This window comes from Rossellomorea oryzaecorticis (assembly GCF_045897515.1).
GTDB classification, from domain to species: Bacteria; Bacillota; Bacilli; order Bacillales; family Bacillaceae_B; genus Rossellomorea; species Rossellomorea enclensis.
Genome location: NZ_JBJOSA010000037.1, coordinates 1 through 18469, shown reverse-complemented (window position 1 = coordinate 18469; position 18469 = coordinate 1). Strand labels below are relative to the sequence as shown.

15 protein-coding genes and 1 riboswitch are annotated in these 18469 nt (G+C 43.5%); of the genes, 5 read left to right on the top strand and 10 right to left on the bottom strand.

Annotated elements, in window-relative coordinates:
- Positions 1-116: 116 nt before the first annotated feature.
- On the bottom strand, positions 117-1592 hold the full coding sequence (locus tag ACKA06_RS21445; RefSeq protein WP_064565131.1) for a UDP-N-acetylmuramoyl-L-alanyl-D-glutamate--2,6-diaminopimelate ligase: 1476 nt from the start codon (positions 1590-1592) through the stop codon (positions 117-119).
- Positions 1593-2110: 518 nt separating this feature from the next.
- Positions 2111-3166 (bottom strand): M42 family metallopeptidase, encoded by a 1056-nt coding sequence (locus ACKA06_RS21440; protein WP_411160611.1) that lies wholly within the window; start codon positions 3164-3166, stop codon positions 2111-2113.
- A gap of 357 nt (positions 3167-3523) precedes the next feature.
- Here ACKA06_RS21440 and ACKA06_RS21435 point away from each other — a divergent pair, with 357 nt between their 5' ends.
- A complete protein-coding gene (locus ACKA06_RS21435; RefSeq protein WP_411160610.1) occupies positions 3524-4918 on the top strand; it encodes a peptide MFS transporter in 1395 nt (464 codons plus the stop codon).
- A 31-nt stretch (positions 4919-4949) separates the two neighbouring features.
- Here ACKA06_RS21435 and ACKA06_RS21430 read toward each other — a convergent pair whose 3' ends face one another.
- Positions 4950-5771 (bottom strand): YihY/virulence factor BrkB family protein, encoded by an 822-nt coding sequence (locus tag ACKA06_RS21430; RefSeq protein WP_244888140.1) that lies wholly within the window; start codon positions 5769-5771, stop codon positions 4950-4952.
- A gap of 200 nt (positions 5772-5971) precedes the next feature.
- Here ACKA06_RS21430 and kynA point away from each other — a divergent pair, with 200 nt between their 5' ends.
- Both kynA and ACKA06_RS21420 read left to right on the top strand, forming a co-directional pair.
- Entirely contained in the window at positions 5972-6820 is an 849-nt protein-coding gene (gene kynA / locus ACKA06_RS21425) for a tryptophan 2,3-dioxygenase (protein WP_318293673.1), read from the top strand.
- Between the two features lie 96 nt (positions 6821-6916).
- The gene (locus tag ACKA06_RS21420; protein ID WP_214873922.1) at positions 6917-7366 is read left to right on the top strand and encodes an OsmC family protein; all 450 of its coding nucleotides are present in this window, start codon (positions 6917-6919) and stop codon (positions 7364-7366) included.
- Between the two features lie 93 nt (positions 7367-7459).
- Here ACKA06_RS21420 and ACKA06_RS21415 read toward each other — a convergent pair whose 3' ends face one another.
- From ACKA06_RS21415 to ACKA06_RS21405, 3 genes are all read right to left on the bottom strand, one after another.
- Positions 7460-7786 carry a DUF3243 domain-containing protein gene (locus tag ACKA06_RS21415; protein ID WP_032089103.1) on the bottom strand — a complete coding sequence of 109 codons (327 nt, stop codon included), beginning with the start codon at positions 7784-7786 and terminating at the stop codon, positions 7460-7462.
- Positions 7787-7888: 102 nt separating this feature from the next.
- Positions 7889-8926, bottom strand: coding sequence for a ribonucleotide-diphosphate reductase subunit beta (locus ACKA06_RS21410; RefSeq protein ID WP_214873920.1), 1038 nt, complete (start codon positions 8924-8926; stop codon positions 7889-7891).
- A 17-nt stretch (positions 8927-8943) separates the two neighbouring features.
- A complete protein-coding gene (locus tag ACKA06_RS21405; protein ID WP_214874191.1) occupies positions 8944-11178 on the bottom strand; it encodes a ribonucleoside-diphosphate reductase subunit alpha in 2235 nt (744 codons plus the stop codon).
- A gap of 184 nt (positions 11179-11362) precedes the next feature.
- Positions 11363-11544: riboswitch (cobalamin riboswitch) on the bottom strand.
- A 528-nt stretch (positions 11545-12072) separates the two neighbouring features.
- On the opposite strand from ACKA06_RS21405, the gene ACKA06_RS21400 reads away from it, so the two are divergent.
- Together ACKA06_RS21400 and ACKA06_RS21395 are read left to right on the top strand one after the other, a co-directional pair.
- On the top strand, positions 12073-12834 hold the full coding sequence (locus ACKA06_RS21400) for a SurA N-terminal domain-containing protein (protein WP_058298278.1): 762 nt from the start codon (positions 12073-12075) through the stop codon (positions 12832-12834).
- A 386-nt stretch (positions 12835-13220) separates the two neighbouring features.
- The gene (locus tag ACKA06_RS21395) at positions 13221-13397 is read left to right on the top strand and encodes a hypothetical protein (protein WP_169792808.1); all 177 of its coding nucleotides are present in this window, start codon (positions 13221-13223) and stop codon (positions 13395-13397) included.
- A 101-nt stretch (positions 13398-13498) separates the two neighbouring features.
- Here ACKA06_RS21395 and gndA read toward each other — a convergent pair whose 3' ends face one another.
- The 4 genes from gndA to ACKA06_RS21375 form a co-directional block, all read right to left on the bottom strand.
- Positions 13499-14911 carry an NADP-dependent phosphogluconate dehydrogenase gene (gndA, locus tag ACKA06_RS21390; RefSeq protein WP_411160609.1) on the bottom strand — a complete coding sequence of 471 codons (1413 nt, stop codon included), beginning with the start codon at positions 14909-14911 and terminating at the stop codon, positions 13499-13501.
- A gap of 240 nt (positions 14912-15151) precedes the next feature.
- Complete coding sequence (locus ACKA06_RS21385; protein WP_411160608.1) at positions 15152-16303, bottom strand: thiolase family protein; 1152 nt, start codon at positions 16301-16303, stop codon at positions 15152-15154.
- 12 nt (positions 16304-16315) lie between these two features.
- Entirely contained in the window at positions 16316-17461 is a 1146-nt protein-coding gene (locus ACKA06_RS21380; RefSeq protein ID WP_032089108.1) for an acyl-CoA dehydrogenase family protein, read from the bottom strand.
- A 69-nt stretch (positions 17462-17530) separates the two neighbouring features.
- On the bottom strand, positions 17531-18298 hold the full coding sequence (locus ACKA06_RS21375; protein ID WP_032089109.1) for a 3-hydroxyacyl-CoA dehydrogenase: 768 nt from the start codon (positions 18296-18298) through the stop codon (positions 17531-17533).
- Between the last annotated feature and the right edge of the window lie 171 nt (positions 18299-18469).

The window sequence follows — 18469 nt, the reverse complement described above, 5'->3', positions numbered from 1 at the left end:
TCAGCTAACCGTTACTACTGCCTTCACGGCTCGGGACTTGAACCCTGTAGATTGTGCGCATGCCTGGCACACACAAATAAAAGGAACCAAAAGCTGGTTCCTTTTATTATTCAGACTTAATGTGCCGATGCGTATTTTATTTTGCTTTGCCCGATTGCGATATTTTTATCACTGTGAGGATATTTTGTGTTCTCAACAATTTGATAATCCTCGTGTCCTTTACCTGCGAAGATGATGATATCCCCCGGTTCACTTACTTCTATTGCATGCTTGACGGCTTCCGCCCGATCACCAATCAAGGCATATTGGTCATGCTGCATTCCTTTTTCCAGATCTCCCAGAATACTATCGTATTCTTCGTAGCGTGGATCATCCGTGGTCAGGATGACATAGTCTGCCATCGAAGCTTTCTCTGCCATCGTAGGCCGTTTGGACTTATCGCGGTTCCCTCCCGTACCCACGAGGAAAATGATTTTATTCTGCTTGAATGGGAGCACTGATTCAATCGCTTTCTCAATTGCATCAGGGGTGTGTGCATAATCGATATATACCGATAACGGTGCTTCCACCTCCACTTTTTCCATTCTTCCGCTTACAGGCGGCAATTCCCTGATGATGCCGACCAATTTTTCTACTTCCATTCCATGGGCATACAGACAAGCCATTGCCGTAAGGATATTATAGACATTGAATTTACCAAGAAGCTTCATTTCCACATCAAAAGAACCATCAGGGGAATGCAGTGTAAAGGTTGTCTTGTCGTTATCATACGTGATGCCCTCTGCCCTGAAATCTGCGTTTGCTTCCAGGCCGTAACTTATCACTTCATGAGGCGTCATATAGCTGTATCGCTCAAACCATTCATCGTCGGCATTTAATACCACATGTTTAGGGTTCTCAATGTCGTTGCCCAGCTGTGAAAATAATAAACCTTTCGCATAACCGTAATGCTCCATTGTTTCATGGTAATCGAGATGGTCATGGCTCAGGTTCGTAAATGCTACAATATCAAAGTCTATCCCCCATAATCTCCCAAGACTTAACCCGTGCGAGGAAACTTCAAGAATGAAGTTCTGGATATCCTTTCCGGCTGCCGTGTCCAACATTTGTTGGTTCGTGAGATTGTCGCATGTCGTATTCTCGCTGGGCAATAATTCACCGTCCAAATTAAACCCGATCGTTCCGGATAGTGCCGCCTTTTGATGATCCCTCTTCAAGATTGAGTAAATCAGATTCGTAACAGTCGTTTTCCCGTTTGTACCGGTTACCCCAAAGACATTTAATTTTTTCGAAGGATAATCATAGTATTTATTCGCTATGTGCGCCAAAGCCTTGAAGGAATCTTTCACCACGACAAGTGCAGCTTTTTCCAGATCGATATCAAGCTGCTTTTCGGCGATGATCAGTTTTGCTCCGCTTTCCACTGCTTTCCCGGCAAAATCATGACCGTCTACGGTGTAGCCCCTTGTGCAGACAAATACGCTTCCTGCCGTCACTTTTCTGGAGTCGACATAAATGTCTTTGACTTCTGACGGCAATTCTCCATATACAGTTTTTAATTTGATGCTCTCTAAAAGGTTGTATGTATTCATTGTTTGTTCCCTCACAATTGTTCAAAATATAATATTATATTTATTTTACCTTATCATTCTGACTTTGATAAGAGAAATACCTCCTAAATTGACTGCTGTTCATTTTCACACCCATTTCAGTTCTTCCCTTTGTAGTCAGGGTTAAAACAAAATCCGCTTTAATACCGCTGTTTGATTTCCGTGCAAGACTTCGCTTTCCGCGGGTAGCCTGTGAGCCTCCTCGGCTTCGCCTCCGGGGTCTCACATGTCTAGCTGCAGGGCTTAGAGGCACAGGTCATAAGCCAAACCGGCCAAGAAGGCAAAGAACGCCTTCGTGGCCAATTCGTCTTATGCCCCCCGCCTCTGAGCGAAGCCCTTCCGCTTTTCTAATAAGCTACTCTTCCCGCAGGAGTCTACGTCTTGCACTCCAATCAAACAGCTGGAAAGAGTTCTATTGCTTAGTGAGTTCTTTAAGTATCACAATCAAAAAGCCTTCCTGTGCAAATGAATGCTTTAGGAAGGCTTGGCCTGTAACGAATTTATTCAAAGACCATTTTAGACTGTACGTAGTGCCACAGAAGGTTTTCGGTGTGAAGGATGGATGATTCGTGAGTGCGCTCATAGGCATGGGAGGCATCGATTCCAGCTCCGATGAGGCCGTGCACGATATCAAAGCCTGCCCTGATCGCAGCAGATGCATCCGAACCATAGTAAGGATAGATATCCAGTTTATAATCAATGCCATTTTCCTCTGCCAGCTGCACGAGATGTTTTCTTAATCCATAATGATATGGGCCGCTTGAATCCTTTGCACAGATCGACACTGTATATTCATCGGTGGATTGTCCATCCCCGATTGCCCCCATATCGACTGCTAGATATTCAATCGTTTCCGGAGGAATGTTTGAATTCCCCCCATATCCGATTTCTTCATTATTTGAAATAAGGAAATGGGTTGTATACGGCAGCGTTATTCCCTGACTCATGATTTGCCTGATCAGTTGCAGCAGCATGCCTACACTTGCTTTATCATCGAGATGACGTGATTTAATAAAGCCGCTGTCTGTTATTTCAGCCCTTGGATCAAATGAAACAAAGTCTCCCACTTCTATGCCCAGCTCCCTTACTTCATTGGCATTTCGGACTTTTTCATCGATGCGGACCTCGATATTCGTTTCATCGCGTTTTGCTTCTCCTGCATTTTTGTACACATGGACGGATGTTTGATGCATAAGGATCGTCCCGCTGTATGTCTTACCGCTCGATGTTTCAATCTGGCAGTATTCTCCTTCGACCGCATTCCACCTGAATCCGCCAATCATTGAAAGACGGAGCCGGCCGTCAGTTTTGATTTCCTTTACCATCGCACCGAGTGCATCAACGTGGGCAGTCAGCATGCGGTGGCTTTCTGTATTTTCTCCCGGGATTGTAATGATGAGTGCACCTTTACGGTTCCTTTTCATCTCGATGTCCAAGCCGGAAAGATGTTCTTCCACAAAATTCATGATTTTATCCGTATTGCCTGACGGGCTCGGGATTTCAACCAGTTCTTTAATTAATTGGATCGTTTTCTTCGTATCAGGATATGTACTCACTAAATGATTCCCCCTTGATTATTACAGGTTTTACCTTATACCATTATACCGTCTTTTCTGACTTTTCTACAAATAATGCTTATTGATATAGTCTGTTTTCTAGAAGATTGTTGCCTTCCGTAAATAGGCTTCCAGCCTGTATATAGATTGTGGACGTGCTTTTTTCGATATCAAGCTTCAATAAGAGACGGGCAGAAAACCCGAAAATACCCAAGTTCCGGTATTTTCTTATGTGTAAAGCAACAATGCGAAAAGAGCCTGAATATAAAAAAACGTTCCGTCCCGAACATATTTTGACTGAGAAAGACAAACGATATAATTTAGGATTTTGTATTTTAAGGATTGGAGTGAATTGTGATGAATTCTTCAGCGCTTGATTCTTTGCCGCAAGGCAGGAAACATCCCAAGGGATTATATCTGCTGTTCTTTACGGAACTTTGGGAAAGATACAGTTATTATGGTATGAGGGCATTGCTGGTCCTCTATCTGACAACGGCATTTGTAAGCGGCGGACTTGGCGTCGAGCCCGCTCAGGCTCTGTCCATATACGGTATTTACACTGGATCGGTTTATTTCACCCCGATTTTGGGCGGTTGGCTGACAGATAGATATATCGGATTAAGGAGAGCCATCACAATTGGCGGGATTACAATGGCTTGCGGGGACTTTACCATATTCCTCACCCACTCGCAGACTGGGCTATATGTTGGGCTCGCACTGCTGGTACTCGGGAACGGCTTCTTCAAACCCAATATCTCGACCCTTGTAGGAGAAATATATCCGAGGCATGACAAGCGGAAAGATGCTGCATTTACCATATTTTATATGGGAATAAACCTGGGCGCTTTCTTTGCCCCGTTGATTGCCGGTTACCTTGCTGAAGACCTGTTTTTGAGGCCTCTTAATGACGGGACGATGCATTACGGTTTTAAATGGGCATTCCTGGCTTCATCACTGGGGATGATTACAGGGCAATTGATCTTCAGCCTGCTAAGTAAAAGATATCTTGGATCAATCGGATTGAAACCGAATAAACAGTTGGCTGAAGAGTCGAACGAAATTCACGATGCCCCCTTGTCTGTTAAAGAAAAGCAGCGAACCAGGGCCATTTTGATACTCGCATGTTTCGTCGTCTTCTTCTGGGCTGGATTTGAGCAGGCAGGAAGTTCATTCACGCTTTATACAAAAAACTTCATCGACCGGGAGATTTTCGGCTATACAATTCCGGTGGCATGGTTTCAGTCAGTCAACCCGTTGTTCATCATCATTCTTGCGCCCATCCTTTCCGGGGTATGGTTAAGGCTTTCCCAATCAAAACGCGGGGACCTGAACATGACCACGAAGATGGGCTTTGGGATGATTCTTCTTGGACTTGGGTTCATGATTCTGATACCTGCAGTCATGCAGACAGGGTCCGACGAACAAAACATCGTCAGCCGTGCTAATATCATGTTCATTATTTTTACCTATTTATTTCATACACTGGGGGAGCTGTTCCTGTCACCGGTGGGACTTTCACTGGTAAGCAAGGTCGCCCCGGTAAAAATCGCTTCCCTCTTGATGGGAGTATGGATGGCCGCAATCGGGGTGGCAAGCCTGCTGGCCGGACAACTTGCATCCTTAACAGCGACTCTCGGCTATCTGGAAATCTTCGCTACTATCGGTGCAGTTGCAATCATATTGGGACTGATCCTTCTGGCTATTTCAAAAAAACTAGTTTCCATGATGAGAGAAGAAAACACTGTGCGCTAAAAGGAATGACCTGGAGATCGGAATCTCCAGGTCATTTATTTATGCCGCTTCTTTCAGCGATACTGCCATTCAATAGTCCGCCAATCAATAAGATTGCGGACGAAATGTAAAACCAAACCACTAACGTGATCACACTCCCAAGCTGACCGTAAAATTGAGTATAATCGTTCAGTTTTACGTATGTCCCATATAACCATGATACCCCCTGCCATCCAAAAGTGGCCAAAAGGGCTCCCGGAAGTACATGTAAAAACGAAATTCTCCTGCTGGGTACCACCAGATAAAGAAAAATGAAAAGGACAAGCATAAAAATCGAGCTCAAACCCCATTTTCCGATCACCCATGCTTCGCTCCATTCCCCTTCAAGCTTTCCGCTTACAAACCTGGCATGCCGTATGTATTCTTCAACGACCGGGACGACCAGGGAAAAAGCAATTAGAACCATGAATCCCATCGTCAAAAATAAATCGTAAAGTAAAGCGACGAGGAAAGGTTTCGTTCTCTCTATCTTATACGCCTGATTTAATGACCGGACCATGGACTGGACGGCCATGGAAGCCAGCCAGAAAGTGAAAAGGATCGAAATCGATAACACGTCACCCCTCTGATTATAGAGGATCCGTTCAATATTGTCCTGAATGATAGCATACGATTTCTCCGGTGCGAACGGCTTGATTAAAAGCAGTACGTTCGTCTCAGATATAGGCAGATAACTGATTAACGAAAACACAAAAATTAAAAATGGAAAAATAGATAATAGCAAATAGTAAGCCAGCTGGGCTGATTGATCAAAGAAACGCTCTCTAAAGAAGCGTACCAGCACCTCTTTTGGGTAATGCAATAGCTTCATCATTCTATTCTCCTTCACAAAGGATACTACTATTTTCCCCAAGTTCAGGATTTCAATCATGTAAGTGTTTTGAATATCGGTGAGGCAAGCTTCCCAAGCTGCTTCAATTACATCTGAAAAAAGGATTTCTCTTGATTATCTAGAAGTTTTAATAGTAAGCGCTTCCACATACTAACTAAGGCTATTTCGAAAGGAAGATGACCGTGTCAAAGAAGGAAGAACAAACGAATTCTGTAGGAAATGAAGGTGTTCATACCGATTTCATCAATAACATGACCTATGGAGATTACCTGCACCTGGACACATTGCTATCCAGCCAGAAGCGATTATCCGGCCACCATGATGAAATGCTGTTCATTATCATTCATCAGGTCAGTGAATTATGGATGAAGTTGATCCTGCATGAACTGAAAACAAGCATCGCATCCATTGAAGCAGGTGAACTTTCTCCAGCATTCAAAATGCTGTCCCGCGTATCGAAAATACAGTCGCAGATCATCCATGCGTGGGATGTATTGTCGACCCTCACCCCTTCTGAATACATTCAATTCAGGGATGACTTGGGACAGGCTTCAGGATTTCAATCCTATCAGTATCGGATGATTGAATTTGCCTTGGGGTATAAAACTCCTCATGTGCTAAAGATTTATGAAAAAGATCCTGGATTATTAACACATCTGCAAGAAGCATACAAATCCCCTTCGTTGTACGATGTATCCATACACGCTCTTTCAAAAGCAGGCTTCCCTATTAATGAAGATGTTTTACATAGGGACTTTACTAAACCATATAAAGAGAATGATTCTGTATTGGCAGCCTGGACGGAAGTATACCGCAGCACTGATAAATATTGGGATTTATATGAACTGGCGGAAAAATTGATCGACTTGGAAGATTGGCTGCAGCAGTGGCGATTCCGTCATATGAAAACAGTGGAACGAATAATAGGCCATAAAAAAGGGACCGGCGGCTCAAGCGGGGTAAGTTATCTGAAGAAGGTCCTTGATCATCAATTCTTCCCTGAGCTCTGGAACGTCAGGACCAGCTTATAACGTACTCCTCATGAAAATGGAGTCCGTTTTTCTTGTTGAATCTCCATGCAGTAGAGTATCCTTGTCTTATAATAGATTAAAAAGGAGTAAGGTCAAATGAATATTCATTCTTTCTACATCAAGACAGATTGGCCGGGCCTGAGAAATGACGTCGGGACACTGACCTCCACCACCCTTAACACTGAAATCTCCATCCCTCCTGAAATGGATGGTCCCGGAACAGGCACAAATCCTGATGAGATGCTTCTTGGTGCGGCAGCAACCTGCTATATCATCACGTTGGCAGCGATGCTTGAAAGAAGCAGGATACCGAAAGCCTCTTTAACGATGGAATCTGAAGGAATCGTGAAGGTTGAAAAAGGTGTCATCACCTATAAGAAAATCATTCATCGCCCGATACTTGTCCTATCCAAAGGGTGTACGGAAAAAGAACTGGCTGCCGCAACAAAATTAGCGGTTAAAGCAGAGCAGTCTTGTATGATTTCACGGGCTGTCAAAGGGAATGTAGCCATTGAACTCGATGAAACGGTCATGATTCAGGATTGAATTCATTCTGGAAGCATCCTGCCCGAGTTCTCGAGGACATTATATTTCACCCATAAATCAAGGCGCTTCAACTGAGAAGCGCCTTTTTTATGTTTAAGATTCGGAATGTACAAGTTTCACAAGCATATGGGAAAGCATATGCTGCTCGTCTTCATTGCCTGCTTTCCACAATTCATAGAGAAGCTTTTCTTCCCTGTTTTTAGGTTCTTCATGAGCAGCAAGATAATCCCCGACTTTCTGGGCAGCTTTCGCCTGCTGTTCCTCATTCATCCCCAGCTTGTCCGCAAGTGACACTTTACTGCCTAAGTATTCTTTGAAGTGGTCAAAGTTTGATAGAATATCCTCTTTTTTATCTTCTGACATACGTGACAATGTGTTGTCTACTTTGTTTTCCATTTTGTCTGTAGATTGATTTGCCATTTGTTAAATCTCTCCTCTCTTTACTGTAGTTTCTATATTCCCGTTAAAGAGATGCTTAAACTTAATAGAGAGAGCTGAATGGAAAAAGTTTACTAACGTGCTTTACAAGTCATCAAATCCATTCACATCGGTGGTTTTTGTATACTGCCTGGATTTCTGCTCAAAGAAATCCGTTTTACCGAGGTCCACTTCCTGGTATGCTATGATCCACTTTAATGGATTCGTCTGATATCCTTCAAAAGGGGGTTCAAATCCGAGCTGCTTCGCCCTCTTGTTGGCCATGAATTTTATATAGCTCTCAAGTTCGGTCATCAGCAGCCCGTCAATTTCATCCCCGATGATTTCCCGGGCCCATTCGATTTCCAAATTCGCAGCTTTCAAGAATGTCTTCCGGCCAAATTCCATCAATTCACCCGTTTGATAAGATGGATATTCCACCAGTATTTCTTTGAAGATCTTTTCGAACAAGCCGACATGAAGCTGTTCATCACGATTGATATAATTGATCATCGTACTCGTGGCAACCATTTTTTGATTTCTGGCAAGGTTATAAAAGAACGCAAACCCGCTGTAAAAAAACAACCCTTCCAAGATGACATCATAAATGATCGATTTTAACAGATTCTCAATAGTTGGTGCTTTAGCAAAATCCTTATATCCATTCACAACGAACGCGTTCCTCTCCTTTAGGACTGGCTCCGTTTTCCAGTAATTGAATACTTCGTCCTGTTTCTGCTTTGGCACTATACTCGAGAGCACATAACTGTATGAATGATTATGAATGACTTCCTGCTGTGCAAGGATGATCATCAGCGCATTCAAACTGGAATCCGTCAAGAAGTCGGCTACTTTTCCGGCATAGTCAGTCTGCACACTATCAAGGAGCGCCAATAAACCGATGACTTTAAGAAAAGTATCCTGTTCTTTCAGTGAGAGTGTTTCGAATTGATTGATATCCTTGCTCATATTAATTTCAAAGGGAGTCCAGAAGTTCCCCAGCATTCTTTTATATTTTGGATATGCCCATGAAAATCGCACATCATCCCAGTTTAAGACATTTGAGCTCCGCCCATTAATGATGGAGGTAGATTTATTTGGCGACTCCGAATCAAGCAGTTCTCTTTTTTTCAGTATGGTCATTTTCAAATCCTCCTTTTTTAACTGTGGCAGCTTTCACATTCTTCAAGAACAGAGCCTGATGTGGATCTTACATAATAAGTAGTCTTCAATCCCGATTTCCAGGCATCAAGATGAAGGAGCAAAAGGTCTTTCGCTTTGATGTCGTTTCTTACATAGAGATTGAATGAGATACTCTGGTCGATATGCCTCTGTCTTTTGCTGTTTTGTTTTATACTCCAATGCTGATCAATATAATAAGCCGTTTTGTAATACCATTTCGTTTCGGCTGAAAGGTCCGGTGCTGTCACCGGGATTTTATAATCCTTTTTCTCTTCAGAATAGAGCTGTCTGAATAAAGGATCTATACTCGCGGTGGATCCGGCGATCAGTGAAGTGGACGAGTTAGGCGCCACTGCCATAAGGTACCCGTTGCGCACTCCGGTTGCAGCTGCTTTCTTCCTTAATGAGTCCCAATGAGTATCACAATAGCCCCTTTTATCAAAATAAAGGCCATTCTCCCACTCTGAACCCGGGAAGTAAGGATATGCGCCTTTTTCCTTGGCAAGGTCGATGCTTGCCTCAATCGTGTGATAAGCAATCTCTTCATAGAGGGAATCACAGTAAGACGCTGCTTCATCGCTTTCCCAGCGAATTCCCTTTATGGCTAATAAATGATGCCAGCCAAACGTCCCAAGGCCTATCCCTCTGTAACGCTTGTTAGTCAACTGTGCTTGCAGCACCGGGATTTCATTAAGGTCGATGACATTATCAAGGAGCCTTACGGCTGTCTTGATGGTTCTTGCCAGCACATTGTCCCTGACAACTTTAGCCAGTGAAAGGGATGCAAGATTACATACAACATAATCACCGGGATGTTTATATGTAATGATCCTTCCGTCTTCTACCCTTTCTTCCTCTATATAAGAAGGGCTCATATTCTGGGTGATCTCGGTACAGAGATTGCTGCAGTATATCATCCCTTTATGGTTATTGGCATTCTGGCGGTTAACGGAATCACGGTAGAACATGAAAGGTGTGCCTGTTTCCAGCTGGGAAATCATGATCCGCTTAAAAATGTCAATTGCAGGAACTGTTCTTTTAGACAGTCCCGAATGCTCCACACATTCCATGTACTTCTCCCTGAAAGACCCTTCCCCTTTTCTTTCATCATAGTAGTCTTCCAGACTGAACCCCATGACACTCCTTACCTCATGGGGGTCGAAGAGATGCCATTCGTCACGGTTTTCCACAGCTTCCATAAATAGATCCGGCAGGCAGACGCCGGTAAACAAATCATGTGTACGCTGCCGCTCATCTCCATTGTTCAACCGAACGTCGAGGAAAGAATGAATGTCCTTGTGCCACACATCGAGATAGACGGCAATCGCTCCCTGGCGCTGACCGAGCTGATCGACTGAAACGGCAGTATTGTTAAGCTGCTTCATCCAGGGAATGACTCCCGAGCTCACACCTTTAAATCCTTTGATATCACTGCCCCTGCTGCGGACTTTCCCTAAGTAGATGCCAAGACCCCCTCCATTTTTACTGAGAGTCGACACATCCGTGTTACTGTCAAAGATACTTCTCAAATCATCCTCCACCGTATCAATGAAACAGCTGGAAAGCTGACCGTAACTTTTACCCGCATTTGCCAAAGTAGGTGTGGCGACGGTCATATACAGATTGGAAAGTGCCCAATACGCCTCTTTTATCAGTGAAAACCGCTTTCCTTTAGCCTCATCCATCAAAAGGGTCATGGCAATAATCATAAATCTCTCTTGGGGAAGTTCGTAAACCCTTCCGTCATGAGATTTCGTCAAGTAACGCTCTGCAAGGGTAACAATGCCGATATAGGTAAACAGCTTGTCTTTCGAGGGATCCAATAATGACTCCAGCTGCTTGATCTCATCCCGGCTGTACGCCTCCAGCAGGCGGGGGTCGTATAGTTTTTGATCGATAAGCTCTTGAATCAAGTCAAAAAACGAACGATAAGGTTTTGCGGGATCCAGCCCTCTTGACCGGCTGCTGGCAAGATAGAGTTTTTCTAAATAAAGATAAGCAGCCGCATACGTCCAGTCCGGTGCTTCATCAGATATCCTTTCAACAGCCGACAAGATTGATTGATGATAGAGTTGATCATCCGAGAGTCCCATTTTCACCTGGAGAAGTCCATTTATTTTCTCGTGAAAATCTGTCAAATCCAGCTGCGGGAACTCTTCTTGCAGCTTGCGGCAGAGTTTCTCGGCTGTTGTTGTTTTTGCTGTTTGGATCATAGTCATGTTAATCTTTCCTCCCGTATCTGATTAATCCATCCGTACAATACGCCTTCGTAAGAGAAAATAAAAAGGCCCGTCCTCTATTGGACGGGCCCTGAATATAGCGATGATATGAAATAACAGACATATGTATAAACTCTATTATTCTATCCTCGCATATCCTCCCAATTCCCGAAGAAGATCGTACGTGATAAATACGGCAGGTCTCCTGACTCGTGCTTCATCCTACTATAAGGCCTTCCCATCTTATATAGATAGTGGACATTCCTTAGTTCGTCATCACTTACAGTTGCGGGGACAGTTCTGGATTTACACCAGATTCCCTATTAAGTCTTCATAGACACCGTATTTACAGATTTCATTGAATTAATCAATATATAGTTATTTTAATTAATCAAAACACAAAGTATTGTGTTCTTAATCATCATAATTTAATTGAATAGATTTTTCAAGAAGGAATCGGAACTCTTTTTCAATTTAGATGAGGTATAAATCAAATATGCTTATAATTATCTTTTTCTTTAAAAATGCACGAACACCCCAGAATTGAGAGCTAATATGTATGGTAAAGCCAGATTACATCAGTATTTGTCGTTTGAGCAACTTGCTTATAAATCCTATAATCCTATTAGAAGGTTGTTTGACAGTATTCTTTGGTCCCCAATATTTGACGGGCTGCTTACACGGGATCTCCCATCGTAAGCAGCCTCTTTTTTTCATGACCGGCTGAATAAAGCTTTAAGCGCCAGTTAAAACTAACAAAATCTTGTATTTCATGGTTGTTACAAAGTGATTAAATCAGACAAAAAGGTTTATTTTTACTAAGTAATCATATAAAATGCGCATTAAGTGATTTTTTTAAATCCCCTCTTTTGAAAGGAGAAAAATAATATGAAGAAGTTAATGAGTGCTTTATTGATAACAATTATGGCGATTGCTTTGGCTGCCTGTGGGAATGGAGATAAAGCGAAGCAGTCTGAGGATAAACCAAAAACCGAAGAAAAAAGCAAGGATCAACAAGAGCAAGCCAAACAAATGGAAGAAATGCAAAAGAAAATGGATAAACAAAAAGTGGACAAAGACAAGGTCGTTGCCGTCGTGAATGACGAGGAACTCAAGGGTGAGGATTACAATAACATTCTTACTTCCTCTCAAATGCAATTACAGCAAATGGGACAAGACCCAACCACTAAAGAAGCTTCCAAACAAATCAAGAAACAAACAATCGACAGTCTTGTAGGTCAAACCCTTCTCATGCAGCAAGCTGACAAGAAAGGGTACAAAGCAAGTGAAGAAGAAATAGACAAACAGCTTGATCAGGTTAAAAAGCAGTACAAGGACGAAAAAGAATTTGAAAAGGCAATGAAAGAAGCTGGCTTCTCAATGAAAGAATTAAGAACCCAGGTTGCTGAAAACATCAAATACACCAACTACGTGGAAAAAGAAATAAAAGTCGATGAAGTGACTGAAGATGAAATGAAGAAATTCTATGATCAGTTCGCTAGCCAGCAAGGCAAAGATCAAAAAGCACCAAAATTTGAGGAAGTCAAGCCGCAAATCAAACAGCAGCTCGAACAGCAAAAGAAACAGGAAAAACTCGTTCAACACGTAGAAGACCTGAAGAAAAACGCCAAAGTTGACGTTAAAATATAATATCCTATCAGAACAAACCCAAAAGCGGGTTTGTTCTTTTTTATTTATCACGTTTTTTCTTCATTCAGTTGGGTAAAGTTTATCATACCATTATACGACACCGTTCAAGCTTATTATTAAAGTATTTCCAGCTGTTGATTGGAGTGCAAGACGAAGAATCCTATCCGAAAAGCGGAAGGGCTTTGAATAGAGGTTTGTGGCATAAGGCGAATCGGCCTGGAAGGCGTTCTTTGCCTTCTTGGCCGGTTTGACTTATGACAAGTGCCTCTAAGCCCTGCAGCTAGACAGTTACCCCAATTGTCAAGGGATGCTCACCGGCCGCCCGCGGAAAGCGAAGTCTTGCACGGAAATCAACAGCGGATTTAAAAAACAAAGGAGATGAAACCATGAACAAGAGATCAAATGATCATCCCGAACAAGTGAACAAAGACGAAGAAGGCATTCTCGACCAGCATGAAAGTGAACAAAATGTAGACCCGATCCCGCTTGAAGACTTAAAGAAAGAACAGCGGGAAGAAAAAAAGAAACACCATACAAAAGATGATTCTTCAAGCGAAGAGTAAACGGACGGAAATATCCATTTTACAATTTCAGGGATTTTTCTATAAACATAAAGAAGCCGCGGTACAACCATGATTGTACCGCGGCTTTTATGGTCATGGGACTATTTTTTTAACCAATCCGTATGGAATGTGCCTTCCTTATCAACCCTCTGATAGGTATGAGCCCCGAAGTAATCTCGCTGAGCCTGCAGCAGATTAGCTGGAAGCGATTCCGCACGATAGCTGTCAAAATAAGCAATCGCACTGGCGAGTCCCGGGACGGGAATCCCCAATTTAATGGCAGTTGCTGCTACTTCACGCGCATCTTCCTGGTAATTTTCCACAATCTCCTTGAAATAAGGATCCAGCAGCAGGTTTGTTAATTCGGGCTCACGGTCATAAGCCTTCTTTATTTCCTGCAGGAAACCTGCACGGATGATACATCCCCCTCTGAAGATCATGGCAATCTCCCCCGGCTTAAGGTTCCAATTATACTCCTTGGATGCTGACTGTAATTGTGCAAAGCCTTGGGCATACGAACAAATCTTACTTAGGTAAAGGGCTTTTCGGATTTTCTCGATGAATTCTTCCTTGTTACCGTTGAATTTGCTGTTTTCCGGCCCTTTAAGTATCTTGCTTGCCTTCACCCGTTCTTCTTTCATGGCTGAAATAAAGCGGGCGAATACGGATTCCGTAATGATTGAAAGAGGCACGCCAAGGTCCAGTGCAGAAATACTGGTCCATTTACCTGTTCCCTTTTGGCCAGCGGTGTCAAGGATGACCTCAACCAGCGGTTTACCCGTTTCTTCATCGATTTTGGTGAAGATATCAGCCGTTATCTCAATCAAGTAGCTGTCCAGTTCTCCTTCATTCCACTCTTTAAAGATCTCATGCAGTTCTTGTGCATCCAGGCCAAGAACATTTTTCATTAAGTAATACGCTTCACAAATAAGCTGCATATCGCTGTATTCTATGCCGTTATGAACCATTTTTACATAATGTCCGGATCCATCCGGCCCGATATATGTACTGCAGGCTTCACCATTTAACTTTGCTGAAATGGCGGTAAGGAAAGGTTCAAAGAGGTCATATGCCTCTTTCTGTCCGCTTGGCATAATAGCAGGGCCGTAAAGCGCTCCTTCCTCTCCGCCTGAAACTCCCGCTCCGATGAAATTGATCCCTTTTTCATCAAGGGCTTTATTGCGGCGGATCGTATCTTCAAAGTACGTATTCCCGCCATCCATCAGAATATCTCCTTTATCCAGATGGGGCAGCAGGGAATCGATTGCTTTATCCGTTATCTCACCTGCCGGAACCATCATTACGATCTTTCTCGGCTTTTCCAGGGACTCTGTAAAAGCTTCTACACTGCTTGTACCTGTCAATTGTTTATCGCTATGTTCTTCGAGGATTTCATTTACTTTTTCCTCGGTAACATCATAAATGGCGACTGAGTATCCTCTGCTTTCAAAATTCAGAGCAAGGCTTTTCCCCATAACTCCGACACCAACAACACCAATTTGTTGTTTAGCCATATTATCCTTCCTTTCCTTGCTAAAAAAACTTTTTTCACCGTAACTATTATAATACGAAATAAATTTTCATGCTAAAATTTCATAAAAAAACTTTTCATTACGTTGATTTTTTTATTCATAGTCTCATTCTTTCCATGTGTATAATTTCCCATTCAGAGAAGAATGGACCGTTCAGCTAAATAAAAAAGCGAACCTCAATTCGGTCCACTTTTCTTAAAATTGGGATTTTATACTTATCTATTAGTCAAGTCGTTCAATAATCGTGGCATTGGCCATTCCATGCCCTTCGCACATTGTCTGCAGGCCGAAGCGCCCACCTGTCCTTTCGAGCTCATGCATCAGCGTAATCATGATGCGTGCACCACTTGCACCAAGTGGATGACCCAGGGCGATCGCACCGCCATTCGGGTTCAGCTTCGATGGGTCGGCGTTCAACTCTTTCAACCATGCAAGGGCAACAGGTGCGAATGCTTCATTCACTTCAAATACATCAATATCGCTTAACGTTAATCCTGATTTATCCAAAGCTTTCTTAGTAGCCGGTATGGGGCCGGTCAACATTAAAGTGGGATCAGAACCCGTAACGACACGGGTGTGGACTTTGAATCTGGCTTTCACGCCAAGTTCATCTGCTTTTTCTTTACTCATAAGCAGGAGTGCTGCCGCTCCGTCGCTTATTTGGCTCGAGTTGCCAGCATGGATGATCCCGTCTTCCTTGAAGGCGGGCTTCAATGTTGAAAGGATATCAATTGTAGTCTCCTGCCTCGGCCCTTCATCTTTATGGAAAAAGAACGTATCTCCTTTCTCGGATTGCACCTCAATCGGCATGATTTCATCTTTAAAACGATTTTCACTTTGGGCGTTAATTGCTTTTTGATGACTTTCGTATGCAAACCGGTCGAGTTCTTTTCGACTGAACGCGTATTTTTCTGCTATTCGTTCTGCAGATAGTCCCTGGTGAATGATTTCATGCTGTTGTTTTAATTTTTCACTGAAACCCGCTTTTCCATAGTTGGATGCGATGGGCACTTTCGACATATTTTCCACACCGCCTGCAATGACGATATCCATATCCCCGGAGAGGATAGCTTGTGCAGCAAAATGTACAGATTGCTGTCCTGACCCGCATTGACGGTCGATGGTTGTGCCGGGCACCTCGATAGGAAACCCGGCTATCAAGGCTGCAACTCTTGCAATGTCACCAGCCTGCTCTCCTGATTGGGTGACACAACCGAGAATGACATCATCCACATATTTAGGATCAATGCCGGATTTTTTCATTAACCCTTTAAGGATTTCACCTGCCAGATCATCCGGTCTCATGTTCTTTAATGCACCGTTTCTCCTTCCGACAGCCGACCTGATTCCCTCAACAATAACTGCTTCCCTCATAAACATCCTCCTTTAAAGGCCTAAATTCTTCGCAATGATCACCTTCATAATTTCATTTGTTCCTGCATAAATACTGGCAACCGGAACATCCCTGTATCTTCTTGCAATTTCATACTCTTCCATATATCCATATCCACCGTGGAGCTGCATGCATTCTGCTGCAATCCTTCTGGACATTTCAGTAAGTTTCAATTTTGCCATGGAAACTTTAGCGTTCACGTCAATCCCTCTCATATGTTCTGCAATCAGCCCGTCCAGAAAAGCTCTTCCCATCTCGATATCGGCAGCCATATCCGCCATTTTGAATTGGATATGCTGAAATTGACTGATTGAATTGCCAAATGCCTGCCGGCTTTTTATATAATCCAAGGTAAGGGCAAACATATGCTCAGACGAAACTTGGGCAGCAATAGCTACCACAAGTCGTTCCTGCTGCAGCTTCTTCATAAGATAGTGGAACCCTTTCCCCTCTTCACCGATAAGATTTTGTTTTGGCACTATGCAGTCTTCAAAAATAAGTTCAGCAGTATCCTGACAGTGAAGTCCGACTTTCTCAAGCTTCCGCCCCCTGGAAAAACCCTCTGCATCCCTTTCCACAGCCAGGAGACTGATTCCTTTATGAGGGGGGACAGCTCCGGTATCCGTTTTACATGCAATGATAACAAGGTCGGATTGGATACCGTTTGTAATAAAAGTTTTTTGACCGTTTACAATGTAATGATCACCTGTCAGCCGGGCTGTCGTTTTGATCCCCGCCAAATCGGAGCCCGCACCAGGTTCAGTCATCGCGATTGCCGTTATCATATCACCACTTGTACAAGAGGGAAGCCATCGTTTCTTTTGTGCTGCAGTACCATATTCACTGATATAGGGGACGACAATATCATTGTGCAGTCCTATCCCGATCAAACCGGAGCCAACCCGCTCCAATTCTTCATTGATGATGACAGAGAAGCCCCAATCCACACCGCTACCGCCGTATTCTTCATCCACATCCGGACATAGAAACCCCTGGTCCCCCATCTGCTTCCAAAAAGACCTCGGGACCAGCCTGTCCTCCTCCCACTGTTGGTAATGAGGATAAGCTTCTTTCTGCAAGAATTTACGAAGAGATGATCTGAATATCTCATGGTCTTCTGTCATATATGGGTGATTCATGTTTTCCTCCCCCTTCAATCGCATATGTAAACTGAATGACTTTCCATTCAGTACCTGCTGATAAAATGGTTATTTGGGTTGCATGCGAATGGCTCCATCCAATCTGATCGTCTCCCCATTAAGCATCGGATTCTCCACGATCGCTTCCACAAGCTGTGCGTATTCTGAAGGGTTTCCGAGCCTTTTGGGAAAAGGGACTGATTCACCCAATGTGTTTCGTGCCTCTTCAGGCAAGGAGTCGAACATAGGGGTATGGAAGAGGCCCGGAGCAATCGTCATCACCCTGATCCCATCCCTTGCAAGCTCTCTTGCAATGGGAAGCGTCATCCCTGCTACACCGGCCTTTGATGCACTGTAAGCCGCCTGGCCGATTTGTCCATCAAAAGCTGCAACAGAAGCAGTATTTATTATGACTCCCTTTTCACCCAGCTCATTTTCTTCATTCTCCTGCATCCTTTGAGCCGCCAGACGCAAGACATTGAATGTGCCGATTAAATTGATCTCAATCACTTTAGAAAACTGTGCAAGCGAATGGACGCCCTTTCTCCCGGCCACCTTTGAAGGCGGGGCGATCCCCGCACAGTTTACAACCATATTGATGCTTTGGTAAGTATCGACTGCACGTTGAATCGCTGAGGCAACCTCTTCTTCACTGGTCACATCTGCTTTCTGAAACACCACGCTCCCGGCCATTTCCTCCTGAAGTTTCATTCCCTTCCCTTCATCGAGGTCAAGAATAAAAGCTTTCCCCCCTTTTTCAACAATCCTCCTAACAGTCGCTTCCCCCAATCCGGAAGCACCTCCTGATATCAAGGCTGTGCAATCGTTTATCTTCATACTTCAATTCCCCCTTTTGTTTTGGTTTCTATCTTTATTTTATCCTTCAATGACACAAAAAGAAATAATTTTGGGAAGATTCAGTTTTTTATCCACAATCGAGTAGGAGGGGGTGACTAACCCCCGACCTCTCACACCACCGTACGTACGGTTCCGTATACGGCGGTTTCA